This window comes from Empedobacter sp. GD03739 (genome assembly GCF_029843245.1).
Lineage (GTDB): Bacteria > Bacteroidota > Bacteroidia > Flavobacteriales > Weeksellaceae > Empedobacter > Empedobacter falsenii_B.
Genome location: NZ_JAOCHX010000001.1, coordinates 1 through 19,167, shown reverse-complemented (window position 1 = coordinate 19,167; position 19,167 = coordinate 1). Strand labels below are relative to the sequence as shown.

Annotated in this window: 22 protein-coding genes; 18 read left to right on the top strand and 4 right to left on the bottom strand. The window is 31.2% G+C overall.

Translation table 11 applies throughout. The features are described 5' to 3' along the window. Positions 1-113: 113 nt before the first annotated feature. The gene (locus tag N5E64_RS00110; RefSeq protein WP_125350800.1) at positions 114-554 is read right to left on the bottom strand and encodes a hypothetical protein; all 441 of its coding nucleotides are present in this window, start codon (positions 552-554) and stop codon (positions 114-116) included. A gap of 224 nt (positions 555-778) precedes the next feature. Further along, the gene (locus N5E64_RS00105) at positions 779-1,369 is read right to left on the bottom strand and encodes a hypothetical protein (protein ID WP_221855673.1); all 591 of its coding nucleotides are present in this window, start codon (positions 1,367-1,369) and stop codon (positions 779-781) included. 258 nt (positions 1,370-1,627) lie between these two features. On the opposite strand from N5E64_RS00105, the gene N5E64_RS00100 reads away from it, so the two are divergent. From N5E64_RS00100 to N5E64_RS00035, 14 genes are all read left to right on the top strand, one after another. Next, positions 1,628-2,629, top strand: a complete 1,002-nt coding sequence (locus tag N5E64_RS00100; protein ID WP_038336178.1) for an AAA family ATPase — start codon at positions 1,628-1,630, stop codon at positions 2,627-2,629. Positions 2,630-2,654: 25 nt separating this feature from the next. Continuing rightward, complete coding sequence (locus N5E64_RS00095; RefSeq protein WP_280034985.1) at positions 2,655-3,527, top strand: DUF58 domain-containing protein; 873 nt, start codon at positions 2,655-2,657, stop codon at positions 3,525-3,527. After that, a complete protein-coding gene (locus N5E64_RS00090; RefSeq protein ID WP_280034984.1) occupies positions 3,527-4,492 on the top strand; it encodes a BatD family protein in 966 nt (321 codons plus the stop codon). The genes N5E64_RS00095 and N5E64_RS00090 overlap by 1 nt, the downstream gene beginning before the upstream one ends. Positions 4,493-4,494: 2 nt before the next feature. Next, positions 4,495-5,511 carry a VWA domain-containing protein gene (locus N5E64_RS00085; protein WP_114998629.1) on the top strand — a complete coding sequence of 339 codons (1,017 nt, stop codon included), beginning with the start codon at positions 4,495-4,497 and terminating at the stop codon, positions 5,509-5,511. Further along, positions 5,511-6,521 (top strand): VWA domain-containing protein, encoded by a 1,011-nt coding sequence (locus tag N5E64_RS00080; protein WP_125350569.1) that lies wholly within the window; start codon positions 5,511-5,513, stop codon positions 6,519-6,521. The genes N5E64_RS00085 and N5E64_RS00080 overlap by 1 nt, the downstream gene beginning before the upstream one ends. Positions 6,522-6,538: 17 nt before the next feature. Then, entirely contained in the window at positions 6,539-7,402 is an 864-nt protein-coding gene (locus N5E64_RS00075) for a tetratricopeptide repeat protein (RefSeq protein ID WP_114998633.1), read from the top strand. Further along, entirely contained in the window at positions 7,402-9,195 is a 1,794-nt protein-coding gene (locus tag N5E64_RS00070) for a BatD family protein (RefSeq protein WP_280034981.1), read from the top strand. Before N5E64_RS00075 ends, N5E64_RS00070 begins: the two co-directional genes overlap by 1 nt. Before the next feature lie 162 nt (positions 9,196-9,357). Next, positions 9,358-9,987 carry a hypothetical protein gene (locus tag N5E64_RS00065; protein WP_280034979.1) on the top strand — a complete coding sequence of 210 codons (630 nt, stop codon included), beginning with the start codon at positions 9,358-9,360 and terminating at the stop codon, positions 9,985-9,987. Positions 9,988-10,053: 66 nt separating this feature from the next. After that, entirely contained in the window at positions 10,054-11,586 is a 1,533-nt protein-coding gene (locus N5E64_RS00060) for a histidine kinase (RefSeq protein WP_280034977.1), read from the top strand. Further along, entirely contained in the window at positions 11,587-11,979 is a 393-nt protein-coding gene (locus N5E64_RS00055) for a hypothetical protein (RefSeq protein ID WP_280034976.1), read from the top strand. It abuts the gene before it with no gap. A 9-nt stretch (positions 11,980-11,988) separates the two neighbouring features. Beyond that, positions 11,989-12,309: a type II CAAX prenyl endopeptidase Rce1 family protein gene (locus N5E64_RS00050; protein WP_244957984.1), complete on the top strand. Its 321-nt coding sequence runs from the start codon at positions 11,989-11,991 to the stop codon at positions 12,307-12,309. A gap of 6 nt (positions 12,310-12,315) precedes the next feature. Next, a complete protein-coding gene (locus N5E64_RS00045; protein ID WP_114998638.1) occupies positions 12,316-13,068 on the top strand; it encodes a LytTR family DNA-binding domain-containing protein in 753 nt (250 codons plus the stop codon). Between the two features lie 83 nt (positions 13,069-13,151). Then, a complete protein-coding gene (locus N5E64_RS00040; RefSeq protein WP_114998639.1) occupies positions 13,152-13,766 on the top strand; it encodes a MarC family protein in 615 nt (204 codons plus the stop codon). Between the two features lie 14 nt (positions 13,767-13,780). After that, on the top strand, positions 13,781-13,981 hold the full coding sequence (locus tag N5E64_RS00035; RefSeq protein WP_125350576.1) for a hypothetical protein: 201 nt from the start codon (positions 13,781-13,783) through the stop codon (positions 13,979-13,981). A 44-nt stretch (positions 13,982-14,025) separates the two neighbouring features. On the opposite strand, the gene rnpA is transcribed toward N5E64_RS00035, so the two are convergent. Continuing rightward, positions 14,026-14,406 carry a ribonuclease P protein component gene (gene rnpA / locus N5E64_RS00030; protein WP_038336156.1) on the bottom strand — a complete coding sequence of 127 codons (381 nt, stop codon included), beginning with the start codon at positions 14,404-14,406 and terminating at the stop codon, positions 14,026-14,028. Between the two features lie 112 nt (positions 14,407-14,518). On the opposite strand from rnpA, the gene N5E64_RS00025 reads away from it, so the two are divergent. The 4 genes from N5E64_RS00025 to N5E64_RS00010 all read left to right on the top strand — a co-directional run bounded on the left by N5E64_RS00025 (position 14,519) and on the right by N5E64_RS00010 (position 17,898). Further along, positions 14,519-14,929, top strand: a complete 411-nt coding sequence (locus N5E64_RS00025; RefSeq protein ID WP_038336154.1) for a BrxA/BrxB family bacilliredoxin — start codon at positions 14,519-14,521, stop codon at positions 14,927-14,929. Positions 14,930-15,186: 257 nt separating this feature from the next. After that, entirely contained in the window at positions 15,187-16,182 is a 996-nt protein-coding gene (locus tag N5E64_RS00020; RefSeq protein WP_038336152.1) for an aspartate-semialdehyde dehydrogenase, read from the top strand. 154 nt (positions 16,183-16,336) lie between these two features. Then, a complete protein-coding gene (locus N5E64_RS00015; protein ID WP_038336150.1) occupies positions 16,337-16,879 on the top strand; it encodes an RNA polymerase sigma factor in 543 nt (180 codons plus the stop codon). Continuing rightward, positions 16,876-17,898 carry a hypothetical protein gene (locus N5E64_RS00010; RefSeq protein ID WP_280034967.1) on the top strand — a complete coding sequence of 341 codons (1,023 nt, stop codon included), beginning with the start codon at positions 16,876-16,878 and terminating at the stop codon, positions 17,896-17,898. Before N5E64_RS00015 ends, N5E64_RS00010 begins: the two co-directional genes overlap by 4 nt. Before the next feature lie 36 nt (positions 17,899-17,934). On the opposite strand, the gene N5E64_RS00005 is transcribed toward N5E64_RS00010, so the two are convergent. Then, positions 17,935-18,864: a bifunctional riboflavin kinase/FAD synthetase gene (locus N5E64_RS00005; protein ID WP_280034966.1), complete on the bottom strand. Its 930-nt coding sequence runs from the start codon at positions 18,862-18,864 to the stop codon at positions 17,935-17,937. Positions 18,865-19,167: the final 303 nt, after the last annotated feature.

Below are 19,167 nucleotides of genomic sequence, written 5' to 3'. Positions count from 1 at the left end.
TGCTATTCAATAATAATTTTAAAACTCATACAAATTTTAAAATATTCTTTCAAAATTTAAATTAATAGAGGTTAACCATCAAAATTTATAGGTTAACCCTATTTTTTATGATTTTATGCACATTTAGACGAAGGTCTATTTCCTTTTGCATCACGTTTTTTGTGCATACTAAATTTATCAGATTTCATACGTTTTTCACGATCTTGTTTGTATTGATTGAACTGATTTTTGTCTAAAATTTTCTCTAATTTAATATCAAAATCGTTTGTACCTTTTTCTGGTCGAGAACCTCTTTCTCCTTTTTGAGTAGAATTTTTGTCTCTGTTCGCAAATTCTTTTTTCATGTCAGAATCTCTACTTTCTAACAACGATTTTACTTTTTTCTTTTGAGTAGAACTCAAATTATATTGATCAAATTTTTTTAATTGTTGATCTACAGTTGGGCGTTCTCTTTGCTCTTTTCTATTTCCAGATCGTTCACCTTGTTGTGGTCTTTGTTGAGCAGAAACTGCCATAACCATCATTATACTTGCTAATAAAAATGCTTTTTTCATAATCTATGTTTTTGTTTACAACTAAATGTTAGAATTATATTCTTTTCATTTTTCTTGAAACAAAGTTGCAACACAAAAAAAAGACGTCAAAAATATTGAGGTAAACGAGTGTTAAGTATCGGTGAAATCAAGGATTTATTAAATTTTTTAACAAAGTTGTCAAATTTATTGAATAAAAAAATCCATTCTTTATCGAATGGATTTTGATGTATTTTTTTGAAAAATTATTTCAATTCTTTTCCTAATAATTTTCCAGTTGATTCGTAAGCAGAAGCAATTCGACCGTATTCCATAACAAAATCATTTTTACCCGAAGTTCCTTTTACTTTATCCGATTTTATAGAAAGTAAAATGTTAGAAGGATTTGCAGTTTCAACAAAATTTAAAGTTGTGCTTAGTTTTGCTGGTTCAATAGCTATACCAGCATGATAACCAGGATAAATCCATTCAGAATTGATAATCAAAGTATATTTTGCAGCTGGATTTTTTACAAAATTTAATTTTTTAGATTTAGTAGTTCCTTTTATAAATTTATCCAAAAAAGTAACATTTCTATTTTCATTCCAATCTGCAAGCCATTGTTTCCAATAATTTTCTCCTCTTTTCGGATTATTTAAAACATCTTTTTCACGTTTCTCTAAATATTCAGTTTCAGTTTTATTTTCATCATAAAATTTAACATCATCAAATAATAGTTGAACATTAATTTCTTTTTGATCTTTTAAAAAATCAGTGTTTCCAGATACAACCTGAATCTTTTGAGCAAAAGTTAAAATGCTTGTTATAAAGCAAATCATCAGTAAATAATTCTTCATACAGTATTGTTTTTCAGTAAAAATATAAATATTCTTTAAATAGTTATTGTATAATCATTTAAAGAAATATTATTTGGAAACGTTTATTGTTTATAAATAGTTTGTAAGTCTTGGAAAAATTTTACTGAAAATAATAATCAAAACGTTTGGTACACTACTTTTGTCTTAACAAAGTTTAACAATATTGTATGAAAGTTTTAATTTCTAAATCAATTGTATTTGTTAATTTTAGAGGAAATTTGAATCAATAACATAAACATTAATTTCAACGAAATTTTGGATATACAACAACTAAACCAACAAATAGAAGCAAAAAGCGAAAGCATTGCAAGGTTGACATCGGAAATAAATAAAGCGATTATTGGACAAGAAAAAATGATTGAAAGTCTATTAATCGGATTACTTGGAAATGGACACGTTTTATTAGAAGGTGTTCCTGGATTAGCAAAAACATTGGCGATTAAAACATTATCTGATGCTGTTGATGGATCTTTTTCTCGTATACAATTTACACCAGATTTGTTACCTGCCGATGTTGTGGGAACACTTATTTACAATGTAAAAGAAAACGATTTTAGAATCAAAAAAGGACCAATATTCGCCAATTTTGTTTTAGCTGATGAGATTAACCGTTCGCCTGCAAAAGTACAATCTGCCTTGTTAGAAGCAATGCAAGAGCGTCAAGTAACAATTGGTGATGAAACGTATCCGTTACAAAAACCTTTCTTGGTTTTGGCAACTCAAAATCCAGTGGAACAAGAAGGAACTTATCCTTTGCCAGAAGCGCAAGTTGACCGTTTTATGTTGAAAACTGTAATTACTTATCCGGAATTTGAAGCAGAACGTTTGATTTTAAGAAATTCGATTAATCAATCTTTTCCAAAAATTGAGAAAGTAATTTCTATTCAAGAATTGTTGGATGCGCGCGAAATGGTGAAACAAGTTTATATGGACGAAAAAATTGAAAAATATATTTTGGATATTATTTTCGCAACTCGTTTTCCAGAAAAAGTTGGATTAGAAAAATTGGTTCCAATGATTTCGTTTGGTTCTTCACCTCGTGGATCAATCAATTTGGCACAAGCTTCTAAAGTGTATGCATTTTTACGTAAACGCGCTTATGTTATTCCAGATGATGTGCGTGCAATGGCAAAAGATGTGTTGCGTCATCGTATCGGAATTAGCTACGAAGCAGAAGCAGAAAATGTTACGCCAGAAGAAATTATCGACAATATTCTTAATGTTGTTCCAGTTCCTTAAACCACTATTCAAAATCATTTAAACTTTGGATGCAAAAGAAATCATCAAACGTGTAAAACGTATTGAGCTAAAAAGCAAGCGCAAAGCGAGCAACCTTTTTATGGGTGAATATCACAGTTCATTCAAAGGAAGAGGTATGATTTTTAGTGAAATTCGTCCTTATCAATACGGTGATGACGTTCGTAATATCGACTGGAATAAAACGGCTCGATACAGCGAACCTTATGTAAAAGTTTTTGAAGAAGAACGAGAATTAACCATGTTTTTATTGGTTGATGTTTCGAATTCTGAAAACTTTGGAACACGAAAACAAATTAAAATGGAAACAATTGCTGAATTGAGCGCTACATTGGCTTTTTCGGCAATTACTTATAATGATAAAGTTGGTTTGATATTTTATTCGGATCAAGTGGAGAAATTTATTCCACCCAAAAAAGGAAAACAACATGTGTTGCGTTTGGTGAGAGAAATTGTTTCGTATGAGCCAAAAAGTAAGAAAACTGATTTAGCAGAGACTTTGGAAACATTTATGAATTTGGTTCGCCGAAAATCAAATGTTTTTATTCTTTCAGATTTTATTGATTCGTCTGATTATGAAAAAGCGTTGCGAATCGTAGCAAAAAAACATGATGTGACTGGAATTAGAGTTTATGATGAAAAAGAACAATCTTTTCCAGATGTAGGTTTGGTTCATGTGCAAGATAACGAAACAGGCGAAATCCGCTTGATAGATACTTCATCGAAGAAATTGCGTCAACAATATGCGCAATATTATCGTGATTTAGATCAACGTTATCAATCTATTTTCAAGAAAAATCATTCAGGCGCAATCAGTATTCGTACCGACGAAGATTATGTTCGCCCATTGTTAAACTACTTTAAAAGTCATAAAGCCTAATGAAGAATTTATTGCTTTTAGTAAGTTTTTTTATCCTTCAATTTTCGTTTGCGCAAGAAATTACGCCAAAATTAGATCGCACGACAATCAAAATTGGCGAGCCAATCCAATATGAAGTAAAAATTGATTACAAAGATGGAGATAAAGTTGTATTTCCTACGATTTCAGATTCAATTAATCATCACATCGAAGTTTTAGGTCAAAAAATTGACACGGTAAAAACGGATGGAAAATCTGAAATTGTTCAACATTTAGAATTGACTGGATATGATGCAGGGAAATTTAATATTCCATCATTTATCATTCAGAAAAATGGAAAAGATTTAACAACAAAACAACTCGAAATTGATATTCAAGATATTGCAATTGATACAACGAAAAATGCAATTTTCCCGATAAAACCTGTGATGGAAGAAGAATATTCTATTGGAGATTATTGGAATAAATATTGGTTGTACGGCATTATTGCGTTGATTTTATTTATCATCGGAATTGTTTTGGTTGTATTATATGTTCGCGCAAAATCGAAATTATCTGGCAAAGATTCGTACAAAACGCCTTATGACGAAGCGAAAGCAAGTTTAAAAGCGTTGGATGCCAAGAAATATTTGAAACGAGGCGAACAAAAAGAATATTACACGCAATTATCATTTATTGTAAGACGATATTTAGGACGTATTTATAACTTTTCTGCATTAGAAATTTTGTCGGATGATTTAGTAAAATATGTTGCGACAAAACCAGATGTTTTACCAGAAGATGTACAGAAATTTAAACAATTTTTGTTCGATGCTGATTTGGTAAAATTCGCCAAACAAGAATTTGATGAACCAACAAATATTTCGCACCGAAATTGGGTAGATGAATTTGTAGATCGTGTAAAACCATTAGAAATTCCGGAGAACGAAGATTTGAAAAAAGATCAAGTGACGGGAGAAAAATATAAACAGTTTAATAACAATTAGGAATGCTAAATTTTGAGTTTCAAAATCCTTGGATCTTACTCTTATTGCTTGCTTTGCCTTTCTTTATTTTCAGAGAAATTCGCAAAACGAGCCAGAAAAAAGCATCCTTAAAATTACCTTCGCTCAAAGCATTTGGAGGTGCAAAAAGTTCGTTAGCGACGTACAAACCACTTTTATTTTTGATGCGAATTATCGCAATGGCTTTGTGCATTGTTGCCTTGGCTCGTCCACGTTATGTAGATGTTACAACAAAAGTAAAATCGGACGAAGGAGTTGATATTTTATTGACTGTAGATACTTCGTTGAGTATGTTAGCACGCGATTTGAAACCAGATCGTTTAACAGCGTTAAAAGAAGTTGCAAAAGACTTTTCAATTGGAAGAAAAACGGACAGAGTTGGTTTGGTCGAATATTCTGGAGAAGCTTTGACACGTGTTCCATTAACAACAGATCGTGATGTTTTGACGCAAGAAATCGAAATGTTACATTCAGGTAGTTTAGCTGATGGAACAGCAATTGGAGTTGGTTTAGCAACAGCTGTTAATCATCTCAAAAATAGTAAGGCAAAATCTAAAGTAGTTATTTTGATTACAGATGGTGTTGAAAGTGTAAATCCTTCTGGAGATTTAATGTATGTTTCGCCAAGACAAGCTGCTGATATTGCAGCTGAAAAGGGAATTAAAGTATATACAATCGGTATTGGGACAAACGGAATGGCACCTATGCCTTATGGTTACGATATGTTAGGTGATTATGTTTTTGATATGCGTCCTGTACAAATTGATGAAAAATTGTTAGAACAAATTGCTGATAAAACGGGAGGTTTATATTTCCGAGCAACGAATAATGAAAGTTTGAAAAATATTTATAACGAAATTGATAAACTTGAAAAAACAGAAATTAACGAAGTCAAATATTATAATTATACCGAATTGTTTGCACGATTCTTATTACCTGCATTCATCCTTTTGGTATTAGAAGCCATTTTACGAAGAACCGTTTTTAAAGAATTAATCTAATGCAGTGGGGAGAATTACATAATATTTGGTTGATGATTTTATTGTTTGTCGTTATTTTTCTATCGATAACAGTATTTCAATGGCGCGAACGTGTAAAGAAAACATTTGCAGATAAAGAATTATTTCCATTTGTTTTTCCAATCACATCTTCAAAGCGTTATGGCTTCAAAATCATTGCATTTTGTGTGGCTTTATTTTTAATGGTGATTGCATTGATGGATCCACTTTATGGTGAACGAGATGTGCAAGTAAAGCGCGAAGGAATTGATATGGTTTTCTTGTTAGATTTATCAAGTTCGATGAATGCGCAAGATGTTGCTCCTTCTCGATTAGAAAAAGCAACAAAATTAATCACAGAAACATTACATCAATTAGGTGGAGATCGAGCTTCTTTGGTTGCGTTTGCGGCGAATGCTTATACCATTTCTCCATTGACAAATGATTATGCTGCAATCGAAAGTTATTTGCAAAATGTTAATACTGAGTTAATTTCGAGTCAAGGAACAAATTACTTAAATGCGATTCAGGAAGCTGCAAAAACATTCAAAGGATCGGCGAATACAAGTAAATTAATTGTACTAATTTCGGATGGAGAAGACAACGAAAATACAGTTAATCAAGCTTCTAAAATAGCAAAAGATAACGGAATTCATATTGTATCAGTTGGTGTTGGAACAGATAAAGGAGCTCCAATTCCGATGTACTACAATGGCTACGCCGAAGACTATAAAAAGGACGAAACAGGTTCTATAGTTATTACAAAATTAGAAGATAAAAATCTTCGCAAATTGGCACAAGATACAAACGGAACTTACATTCATTTGGATAATACGCAAGATGCATTATCCGCATTATCAATGTATAAAGCCCGATTAGATAAAAACGAAATTGCTAACTCTACAACAAGAGATATGAATCATATTTATCAGTGGTTTTTAGCGGTTGCGGTTTGTTTACTTTTTGTGGAATTATTAACATCTGAATATAAGATTTTTAACAAAAAGAAATAGTAAGTTTGTATGGTAAAATGATGTACTTTTTAAAACAAATAGGATTTTTAGGAATAATGCTTTTATCCGTTTTTGGTTATAGTCAATCGAAAGCGAAAAGCTACATTATTGAAGGAAACGAGTATTATCAAAAAGGAAAATTTGATAATGCAGAAGTTGCCTACAAGAAAGCTACCATGGAAGATCCAACTTCTGTCAAAGCAAATTACAATTTAGGAAATGCTTTATTTCAACAAAAACGTTACAAAGAAAGTATAGCGCATTACAAACGTTCTGCTGAAGTATCTAAAACGAATAATGATAAACATTTGGCTTATCACAATTTAGGAAATGCTTTTATGCAGGAAAAAGATTATCAAAATGCTGTTGATAATTACAAACAAGCCTTACGAAATGATCCAAAAGATGATGCAACACGTTACAACTATGCATTAGCAAAAAAAATGTTAGAAAAAGAACGTGAGAAACAAAAAGATCAAAATAATAAGGATAATAAAGATCAAAACAAACAAGATCAAAATAATCAGCAAAAACAACAACAGCAGCAAAATAAACAGAATCAACAAAACCAAAATAACCAAAAGCAAAATCAGAATCAGAATCAATCTCAACAACAACAATCTGATCAGCAGAAACAGCAAAATCAAGGAGGAAACCCGAAAGCTGGTGGTGAAAATGGAAACAATAAAGGACAAGGAAATAATCAATCTCCAGAAATCAAACAAGGAAATAATGGAGACGGAAAAGAACAAGATAATGCAAAGAATAATTTGGGAGACGGTTTGCTAAAAGCATTGCAAAATCAGGAAGCCAAAACCCAACGAAAAATTATTCAACAAAAAGCAGAAAAACAACGAACAACAACATCTAAGGATTGGTAATGACAACGACAAGCGTTTTAAATAGCTTTTTAGTGTTTGCCTTAACGTCTATCACAGCGTTAGCACAACAAATTTCTTTTAAATCTGATGCAGATAAAACACAGGTCAGTTTAGGAGAAGCATTTAGCGTGGGCTTTTTTATCGAATCTAATACAGATAGTTATTCGATTGATCAACCAATGAAATATCCTCCACATAATGGATTACAAATTGTAGGTGAACAACACTCGCAAAATGTTTCTTATGTGAATGGAAAAGGAGTGATAGAAGAAGGAATTATCCTTGCTTTTGTTGCTGAAAAAGAGGGTAAATATCGCATTGGAGCTGCTAAGATTGTGATTAATGGAAAAACCTATACATCGAAACCTGTCGATGTTGTAGTGAAAGGAACAGGATTGACGCACAATAATTTTAGAAGTAATACTTCTCAACCAGTCTTTCTGCAAAGTAAAGTTTCGAAAACGAATCCTTATGTAAACGAACAAGTTGGTTTATCAGTAAAATTATACGTAAAAGATTTATCTTATCTTAATCGTAAACAAAACTTTCGTCAAGGAAATTTAGACGGATTAAGCCCAAAAATTGTAAAAAGCTCTCCCGAAAATATCAAGCAAGAAATTGTTGGAGGAAAACAATATTTCTCCGAAGAAATTGCACGTTATTATGTTTTTCCTCAAAAACCAGGAAAGATAGAAATCGATCCGTTTTCGGTAGATGTGGTGTTGCCAACAACGTATGGAGCGGAGCCTGTAGAAGTGCGTAGTAATCCAGTTGTGATTAATGCAAAAGCACTTCCAGAAGAAGGAAAGCCAAAGAATTTTAGCGGTGCAGTTGGTCAATTTAAAATGAACGCTTCGGTTGATAAAAAAGAAGTTGCAACCAATGAAAGTGTAAATTTTGATGTTGAAATTATTGGAACAGGAAACTTTAATACGATTAATTTACCTGAAATTACGACGCCAAAAAATTTAGAAAAATTCGCACCGAAAAAACGCGATGCATATAAAACCTATGATACAGGAATGAAAGGAAAAGTTGCTGAGCAAACAGTTCTTGTCCCAAATTTTGGAGGAGAATATACGATTTCGCCTGTAGAATTTAGTTATTTCGATCCTGTTAAAGAGAAATATGTAACCTTGAAATCAGATTCGATTAATTTGTCTGTTTCAGGTTCTAAAACTTCTTCTGCAACGGCTGTGGCTTCTAATTCACCAGATTCGACAATATCTGATAAAATAGAAGAAATGACGAACGATGTGAAAGAAGGAAAAAGCGGTTGGTTGTGGTTAACTGGTGGTGTAATTGCATTGAGTGCCGGAAGTTTATTTTTGATGAGAAAGAAAAATAACCCGACACAAAAACAAAAAATTGAACCAAAAATAAAACCTCTTAACGAGCAAAATAATTTTGAATCATATCAACCAAAAACAGAAACCCAAAAGTTTACTTTGGTTGAAAAACCAACGATAAATTCAAGTCAAATTTCTGCTGAATTAGATGAATTGAAGCAAAAAATAAACGTTGAAGACCAAAAAGATTTTTATCAATTACAAGAAAATATTTTGTGTAATGCCGCGCTATTAAAAACGAATACAGATTTAGCTCATTTTTCTGACGAGGTGATTGCAAATAAATTGATCGAAAATGGTGTTAGTGAATTAGCCGTAGAACAATGGAAATTGTTGCTGAACAACGCACGACAAGCTAAATATGCCTTTGGTGGTTTGCATCAAAATTTAGAAGAAGTTTTCGAAGCTACGCAAAATATTTCCGAAGAATTATTACGAAAATAAATTTCAAGTTTTTTAGATAGTAAAAGGGACAATCTCAGTTTTGAGTTGTCCCTTTTATTTTTGCTCTTACAACTCATCCTCAAAAATTGACAATTCGGTAACATATAATTTCAAACGAAAAGTGTTTGTAAGAACTTTGACTCAACAAATAAAAAAACACAAATGATGAAAACAATTTTCTTAACAATCGCAATTTTATTCACTGTATCAACTTTTGCACAAAAGAATTTTGAATCAGATATGAATAAAACTTTAACGGAATGGAACAAAGGAAATCATTCTTCTGAAGCTAATTTTAAGCAATTAATAAATGATTATCCAAATGAATGGTTACCAAAATATTACTTGACTTTTTCTGAAGTTTTGAAAACGTTCGAATCAAAAGATATTACTAAAAATGAAAAAATTCTTTTGAATGTAAAAACTCAAATCGATGATTTAGTCAGAAATAATCCATTAAATGTAGAAATTCTCAATTTGAAAGCCTTGTATTTAACAGCAGAAATTGTGCAGAATCCAATGCAAAATGGAGCAATTTATTATCCAGAAGTAGTACAAATCTATCAAAAATCGTTGATGTTAAATCCAACTAATCCGCGTTCTGTTTTAGGTTTGGCTGAGTTTAATATCAATGCTGCAAAATATAGAGGAATGGATATTACACAAGATTGTAAAAATGTAAAAAAATCTTTAGCTTTATTTAATGCTGAAAAGCCAAAAAATAATGAACCGATATGGGGAAAAAATCGTGCCGAAGCCTTGTTGAATAACGAATGTAAAAACGTACTATAATGATAGCTTTAGTTGCACAATTTATTCACGAAATTATTTTTTGGTTAATTAATTTGATTGCTTGATATGGATAAGTATTATAAAGGATATTTGAGATTATTTTCATTTGTATTTTCATTTGCAATTTTAGTATATGTATTTGATTTTAGTACAATTAATTTTCAAAATAATTCAAATTTTGATTTAGGTGTAGAAGTAGGCTTGTTAACAGGAAACTTTCTAAAATTTGTTGCTTTAGGGTTGGTCTTTTTAAAATTCTTAGAAGGAATTATTGTTTCTGACAAAAAGTTAATTGTTCGTAATATTTTGATTCTATTTGTAATCAATGTTTTGATTTATAGCGTGATATTTTTTACATCTCCAAATGTATCATTCAATCAATTTTTTCATCCAGAAGCTATCAAATATTTTATCGGATATTTTTCGTTCAGTGTTGCAGCATCTTTTGTGAATACAAGCGTTTTTAATGAATATAGAACAGATGTACCAGATTCGCCTAAACCAGAAAAAGTTTTAAGAAAGTATTTTTTACGTTCTATTATTTATACGTTGGTATTGTATTATGTATTCGTGGAGTTTGCGAATCTCCTTTTGCAGAAATATATTTTTTACGATCAATCGATCAATTATCTTTTAGTTGCAGTTATCACGGTTTTCTTTTTGTTTTTATTCTTTATTATCGATCGAAAGAAAAATAAATTAGAACGTAAAATTGTCATAGAATCAACAAAAGCAGAAACAGCAACGGCACAATTCGAAACTTTAAAAAATCAATTAGACCCACATTTTTTATTCAATAGTTTGAATGTTTTAACTGGTTTGATTGAAGAAAATCCAGATAATGCGATAGATTTTACAACATCGCTTTCTAAGATTTATCGATATGTTTTAGAACAAAAAGACAAAGAAGTTGTGTCGATTCAAGAAGAAATAAATTTTGCAAAAACCTATGTCAACCTTCTAAAATTAAGATTTGAAAATAGCATCGATTTCGAAATTGAACAAATAACTTTCTCTGAAACCGAATTTATTGTGCCACTTTCTTTGCAGATTTTATTAGAAAATACGATTAAACACAATATTGTATCTGATCAAAAACCTTTGAAAATTAAAATTTATAAAAAAGATAATTATTTGATAATTGAAAACTCTTTTCAACCAAAAGAAACCATTAAAGATTCGACAGGAATTGGGCTGAAAAATATTATTAATCGTTATCAATTAATTTCTAACCGAGAAGTGAACATCGAAAAAAATGAACAACTATTTCGTGTAGAACTTCCCATATTAACACAAAAAAATACAACTATGAATACACAAAATTTTGACGAACAACAAGCTTATTTACGTGCAATAGAGCGTGCAAAAGAATTGAAAAAGTTTTATGCGCATTTAGGAACTTATGTTGTAATGAGTTTATTCTTTTTTATTCTGAATTTAGTTACAAATAATGGACATTGGTGGTTTTATTGGCCAGTTTTAGGTTGGGGATTGGGCGTTGCACTAAATGCTGTAAAAGTTTTTGCGTATGGTTCTGGTTGGGAAGAGAATAAAGCCAAAGAAATCTTGGAAAAAGAGCAAAATAAAAAGTGGCAATAAATGAATTTTATAAATCAAATAAAGCAAACAAATTGGGTTAGAATAATTATTTTTTATGGATTGATATTAATCGGAACTTTTCTGATTCGTAAATGTCCTAATTTTTTACAATTGATTTTTGGAGGTTTAGTCGATTTTCAACTGCCTTGGAATATGAATCATGGGTTGATTATTTTTCTAATTAGTTTACTTTTCTATAAATTCTCTAAAGTTAAAAAAGAAGTTTCTCTTTTGGGAAAAGAAAGTTTAAAAACATTGATTTTTCCATTTATATTACTCGTTGGTTATTCAATTTATGGGATAAATAACGATTACGGAATTAATAAACATTTGTGGGCAGCGATTTTTATTTCTGTGACGTTGCTTTATGATATAATGGAAGAATATACTTGACGAGGTTATTTGAACGATGTTTTAGGCAATATATTTTGGATAATAAAAAGCATTGTAACAGGAGTATTTTGGGCTGTTTGGCATTTACTAATTTTTAAAGATTTCGATCAATTTGGAGGTTTTGGAATTTTCATGTTATTGTGCATTGTTTTTTCTTTTGTATTAACCTTTTCAACGATTCGAACAAAATCGATTATTGTTCCAGCAACAATTCATGCTTTAATGGCAAAAACAAATCTCGCAACATTGATCATTTTTGTCATTATACTTGCTTTATTATTTGTTTGGAATAAAATTTTTATGAGAAAACCGACTCGTGAACTAACTTAAAAAAAGATGAAAATATTAATTATAGAAGATGAAAAGCCTGCTGCGCGTTTATTAAAGCGACGTGTAGAAAAATTGGGTTATCAAATACATGAAATGTTGCATTCTGTAGAAGAAAGTGTAGCGTGGTTGAAAACGAATCCAAATCCAGATTTAATTTTTCTGGATATTCAGTTATCAGACGGTTTGTCGTTTGAGATTTTTAATCAAGTTAATGTTTCGTCTGCGATTATTTTTACGACGGCTTATGACGAATATGTATTGAAAGCGTTTAAATTAAATTCGGTTGACTATTTGTTGAAACCTGTTGATGAAGAGGAATTGAAGTTTGCAATTGAAAAATTTGAAAAACAATTTCAGCAAGCATCTTCAAGTTTTAATCTAAATGAATTGAAAAATTTTTTTTCAAATAATCAAACCGAAAAATTTAAAGAACGTTTTTCGATCAAAATCGGAACATCAATCAAAATTATAGAAATCGATAATATTGAATGTTTTTTTAGTGAAAACAAAGCAACATATATTCATACAAAAGAAAATCGAAATTATTTGGTAGATTTTTCGTTGGATAAAGTGGAAGAACAAATCGACCCGAAAAAGTTTTTTAGAATTAATCGTAGTCAAATTATTCAAATCGATTCGATTAAAGAAATTACAATGTATTCTAATTCTAGATTAAAAATAATTTTAAATACTTACAACGAACAAGATATGATTGTGAGTCGCGAAAAAGTGACAGATTTTAAGAATTGGTTGGATTAAGATTGATTTCTTGCTTTTTTATGAAAATTTGTTCATAAAAACTTTTATTTTTGCATCAACCAATTAATTATCACTAAATACGAATGGAAAATATAATATCATTTTTTCAGAAATTCTCTTTCAATCAAATCGGAACAACTTTCGCCGTACTTTTTGCAGTTATCGATATCTTAGGAAGTATTCCAATTATTGTAGGAATTCGAAGCAAAGTTGGGCATATTCAGTCTGAAAAAGCGTCTATCGCAGCAGGAATCTTGATGATTTCGTTTTTATTTTTCGGAACAAAAATTTTGAAATTAGTTGGTGTTGATGTTCAGTCGTTTGCCGTTGCTGGAGCTTTTGTGATTTTTATCATCGCTATCGAAATGATTTTGGGAATTGAAATCCAGAAAGGAGTCGAATCCAACTCTGCATCCATCGTTCCTATTGCGTTTCCGTTAGTTGCGGGTGCAGGTTCGTTGACAACTGTACTTTCGCTTCGTTCGCAGTTTGCAGATATTAACATTGTGATTGCGATTATATTAAATATGTTAATCGTATATTTGGTGCTGAAATTCGCAGGAAAACTCGAAAAATGGATGGGACCTGGCGTTTTATCGGTGCTGAAAAAAGTATTTGGAGTAATTTTATTGTCAATCGCAATCAAATTATTCACGTCAAATATCGGTGCATTGTTTATGAATGAAATTAAAATTTAAAAATTCATTATCTAATGAAAACATATATTTATATCGCGACAATCGTTTTGTTGATAGGTTTAGGTTACAACCTATATGAGATGGATTATAAAGCTGGTTTTATGGCTGAAGAAAACTTTCGTAGCGTTTTAGGAATTGGAGCATCGGTTTGTGGATTAATTTTAGTATCTGTATACTTTAGTTTTTTCAGATTGCAGGCAAATCTTAAGAAATAAACAGTTTTACAACTTATAATAAATGAAAAAGATTAATCCTCGGATTAATCTTTTTTTGTTTGTATCGCTTCGTTTAATTTTTCTAATAAAGTTTTGACAGATTGTTCGATTACTTCAAAAGGTTGATGTTTTGTAGAAGTATAAATCATCACTAAATCAACCGAATAGTTTTCATTAGGTTCAAGTAACAATTTATTTAATCTGTAAGCTTCTTTAGCACGGCGTTTCAATAAATTTCGGTCAACTGCGTATTTAAATTTTTTCTTTCCAACACTTACTCCTACCCTTATATTGTAATCCGCTTTCGGCTTGATTTTGTAGACAAATCTAATCGGATGAGAAACAAATGTTTTTCCATCAGAAAACAATTCATCGAATGCTTTTCTGCTTTTAAGTTTCTCATTCTTACCAAAAGTCAATTTCATATTGCAAAATTCTATGTAAATTTGTTGCTGCAAAAGTAAGTATTCTAAAAAGTTTTAGAATTATGTAACTTTGAAAATAATTTATTTTTATTTAAAACAAAAAAAGAACAATATGTATCCAGCAGAAATAGTAATGCCAATGAAGGCTCAGTTGACTTCTAATGGTTTTGAAGATTTAACTACTCCAGAACAAGTAGAAGCAGCAATAAAACAAGAAGGAACAACTTTGGTAATGGTAAATAGTGTTTGTGGTTGTGCTGCAGGTGCTGCAAGACCAGGAGTTGTAATGTCATTAGATAATGATAAAGTTCCTACACACTTAACAACAGTTTTCGCAGGATTTGATAAAGATGCTGTAGCAAAAGCACGTGAATTTTTTGCTCCATTTCCTCCAAGTTCTCCAGCAGTTGCTTTATTCAAAGATGGTGAATTAGTACATATGTTAGAGCGTCACCACATCGAAGGGCACTCTGCAGCAGCTATTGCAGAAAACTTAAAAGCAGCTTACAACGAGTTTGCTTAAGACTAAATTTGAAGGTTATTTCAAAAATATTTTAAAAAGTGGAGCAATTTGTTCCACTTTTTTTGTGTTCAAAATTCTTATAAAAAAGAGTTTTATAAATTTTAATTCGAGGAAAAGTTTAAAAACCTGAATTAACATCATAACATAAAATATATCATATCAAATTGATTGCTAAACCTATGAAATAGAGAAAAATGTATCAAAATAATCTGTAAATTAGCAATTCGAAATTTTTTAATATATTATTTAATAAACAAATGAGAATAGCAGTCGTAGGCGCTACCGGAATGGTCGGCAGAGTTATGCTCCAAGTTTTGGAAGAAAGAAATTTTCCAATCACTGAAATTATACCAGTAGCATCAGAAAGATCAATAGGAAAAACTATTGAATACAAAGGAAAAGAATACAAAATTGTATCAATGCAGGATGCTGTAGAAATGCGAGCTGATATCGCAATCTTTTCAGCAGGTGGAGAAACTTCCAAACAGTGGGCGCCTAAGTTTGCAGAAGTCGGAACAACTGTAATTGACAATTCATCGGCTTGGAGAATGGATCCAGATCGTCCGTTGATTGTACCAGAAATCAATGCAGATATTTTAACAACAAATGATAAAATTATCGCAAATCCTAACTGTTCTACAATTCAGTTGGTAATGGTGTTAAATCCTTTGCATAAAAAATATGGAATTAAACGTGTTGTTGTTTCTACGTATCAATCGGTTACAGGAACTGGTAAAGATGCAGTTGAACAATTGAATGGAGAAATTGAAGGACGTGATGTTGCGAAAGTTTATCCATATCAAATCTTCAAAAATGCATTGCCTCATTGTGATGTTTTTGATGAAGAAACAGGTTATACAAAAGAAGAATTGAAATTAACGCGTGAGCCTCGTAAAATTATGCGTGTGGACGAAATGAATATCACTGCTACTGCGGTTCGTGTTCCTGTGCAAGGAGGACATTCGGAGTCGGTGAATATTGAATTTGAGAATGATTTTGATTTAGCCGAAGTTCGCAAATTATTAGCAGAACAGGAAGGTGTAACAGTACAAGATAATCCAGACACAAATACTTATCCAATGGCTTTCTATTCAGAAGGAAAAGACGATGTTTTTGTAGGACGTATACGTCGTGATTTATCTCAACCAAATGCATTAAATTGTTGGATTGTTGCAGATAATTTACGCAAAGGTGCAGCTACAAATGCAGTTCAAATTGCTGAATATCTAGTAAAACATAATTTAGTTGGATAAAAAAATCAATTAAAAATGAATATAAAGTCGCTCTTGTAGCGACTTTTTTTTATGTTTAATGAATAAGTTTTCAGAACTTTAACAAATATTTTACGCTATCAAAGCAACCAGAAGCGTAATTTTCGCATCTAAATAATAAGAAAGAAAAAGTATTTTGGACGAAAAACAACTCATAAAAGCTTGTATCAGCAATGATTCGAAAGCACAGCGGCTGCTTTATGAAAAATATGATGCGCGATTTTTTGCGGTTTGTAAACGTTATTTTACCGATATACAACAAGCGGAAGATGCGTTGGTAAAAGGATTCTTGAAAATTTTTCAGAATCTTGAGAATTATTCGTTCGAAGGAAGTTTTGAAGGATGGATGCGAAGAATTATGATTAATGAATGTTTGATGGAGTTGCGGAAAAATAAAATTTTTCATCTCAATGTTGACGATTACTCCTCTTCCATTTCATCTAACCAAGAAGCTTCGCAACAAATAGAAGAAGATGATGTGATGAAACTCCTCGATTATCTACCCGAAGGCTGTCGTCTCGTGTTTACCCTCTACGTTATTGAGGGGTATAAACACAAAGAAATTGCCGAAAGCTTGGGCATTACAGAAGGAACATCGAAATCGCAACTTAATTTAGCGAAGACGAAATTGAAGGAAATGTTAAGTAAGAATGAAAATATAAAATCAAGTTTATCGTGAACACAAACGATCCAATAGAAGATTTATTTCGATCAAGAAGTACCGAAACTGTCGGCGAAAAGCCGAGAGATTTGGTGTGGAAACGTATTGAATCTGGTTTGCAGAACGAGGAAAAGAAAAAGAAACCTATTCGCGAATTTGTTTCAAGTGTATGGTTTTCTGCTGCAGTTTTCGCGTTGATTGCGATTCCTTACTTTGTACTTTTTATCGAGAATATTAATACTGAAAATAGAGAAAATTCACTTGAAATTGTTAAAACAAATGTCCCAGTTATTGAGCAATCACCTCCTGAACAAGAAGAAATAGTGGTTTTAGAATCGAAAGATAAAGATTTGGAAAAACCTCTAGAAATAGTAAAGAATGATAAAGTTACAAAAGAGCCTGTTTATAAAGTAATGGAAGGGCATTCTGCTGGTGCAATTGATGATAAAGGATATTTTCCTCAATTATCTAAAGCGTCCGCTCCAAATGCTCCAGTTACTTTATCAGCACCGCAAGCAATGGAAGCTCGTTCTAAGGTTTTAGATTCGATAGAAAAAGAAGGTCAATATGCTAAAGCAAATAGTCAAAATTTGGGATATTTGAAAGATTCTGCTATCTCAGATAAGTTAGCAGGAAAAGCTTCAGGTGTCGTGATTAGGGGTGTTTCTAAAATGAAAGATACTTCTGATGTGATGAAAATGACGGTTGTTGCAGAAACACGAGCTGCAAATGCTTCGTTAGAAACAGCTTCGATGATGGATGTTTCTCCAAAAAAATCTGAAATTGACAAATATGCAATTGTTTATAAACCTTTAAAGTTTACAGTAAAATCGGATATTCTACGTACTAATTTTAAATTACAAAAGAAATCAAAAAATAAAATTTCGTTTGAAAGTACAACGAATAATCTTGTCATTACATTCGAAAAAGTAAATGATAAAATTGTTTTAACAACAAACGAACCAAAGGTTGATGCAACGCTTTTGGGAGTTTTGGAAAAAAATAAAAAAGAAATATTTAAATATTATAATAAATAGAGATTAAAAAAAGGTTCGCTTTTAGCGAACCTTTTTTTAATTATTTCCATATAATTTTATTGCATTTTCTTTGTCTTGATTCATCGCGGTGATTAAATCATCTAAAGAATCAAATTTCTTTTCATCTCGCAAATGACCTAAAAATTCAAGGCGAATTGTTTCTCCATAAATTTCTCGATCAAAATCCAATATATTCACTTCTACTCGATGTTCGCGAGAATTGGTAACCGTTTCTCTAAATCCGATACTTAATAAACCTAAATATTTTTGATTATCTACAAAAACATCAACCGCATAAACACCATCTTTTGGAATCAATTTATTAGGATCAACTTGTAAATTAGCGGTAGGAAAACCAAGTGTACGCCCAATTTTATCACCATGAACAACTTCTCCAGAAAGTGGATAATGATAGTTTAACGCTTTGTTCGCATATGCGATATTTCCTTCGATAAGTGCATTTCTAATTTTTGTAGAACTCACCGCCACATCATTTTCTTCGACAGCTTGCAATTGAATCAAATTGAAACCATATTCTTTCGAAAGAACTTGTAATTGCTCGAAATTTCCTTCTCTATTTTTCCCGAAATGATGATCGTAACCAATGACTAACGTATCAATATTGATTTTATCAACCAATAAATTTTTGACAAATTCTACAGAAGTTACTTGTGAAAAATCTTTTGTAAACGCTTGAATAATCAAATGTTCTAACCCAAATTGACGTAAAACATTTTCTTTTTCCTCTAAAGTGTTCAAAAATTTAAGATCACAATTTGGCTGTAAAACCATTCTGGGATGTGGATTAAAAGTAATCAAAACACTTTCTCCATCAATTTCTTTTGCAATTGTATTGAGTTGTTTTAGAATAGATTGGTGTCCAATGTGCACACCATCAAACATGCCTAAAGTAAGGACAGGACGTTTGATTGGTTTGATTTCTTCTAAGGATTGATAAACGTTCACTAAAAATGATTTTGCACAAAATTAAGGCTTTCAAATCGAACTTCAAATCTATTTTTAATTTCCTTTGATTGTAATATTCTGATTGTTATAGTAAGTCGTAAAATAAAATTAGGATTAATGAAATTGATTTTATAAATTTAAATATAGACATAACATCAAGAGAATCAATCATGAAGATATTTATACTTTTTTTATTACCATTTGTTTCATTATTCGCTCAAAATTATAAAGTTGAATATGAAGGGAAAAGCTTGTTATCAGAGCAAGAAAAGAAGAGATTAGCAGCTTATCCTGATATAATTG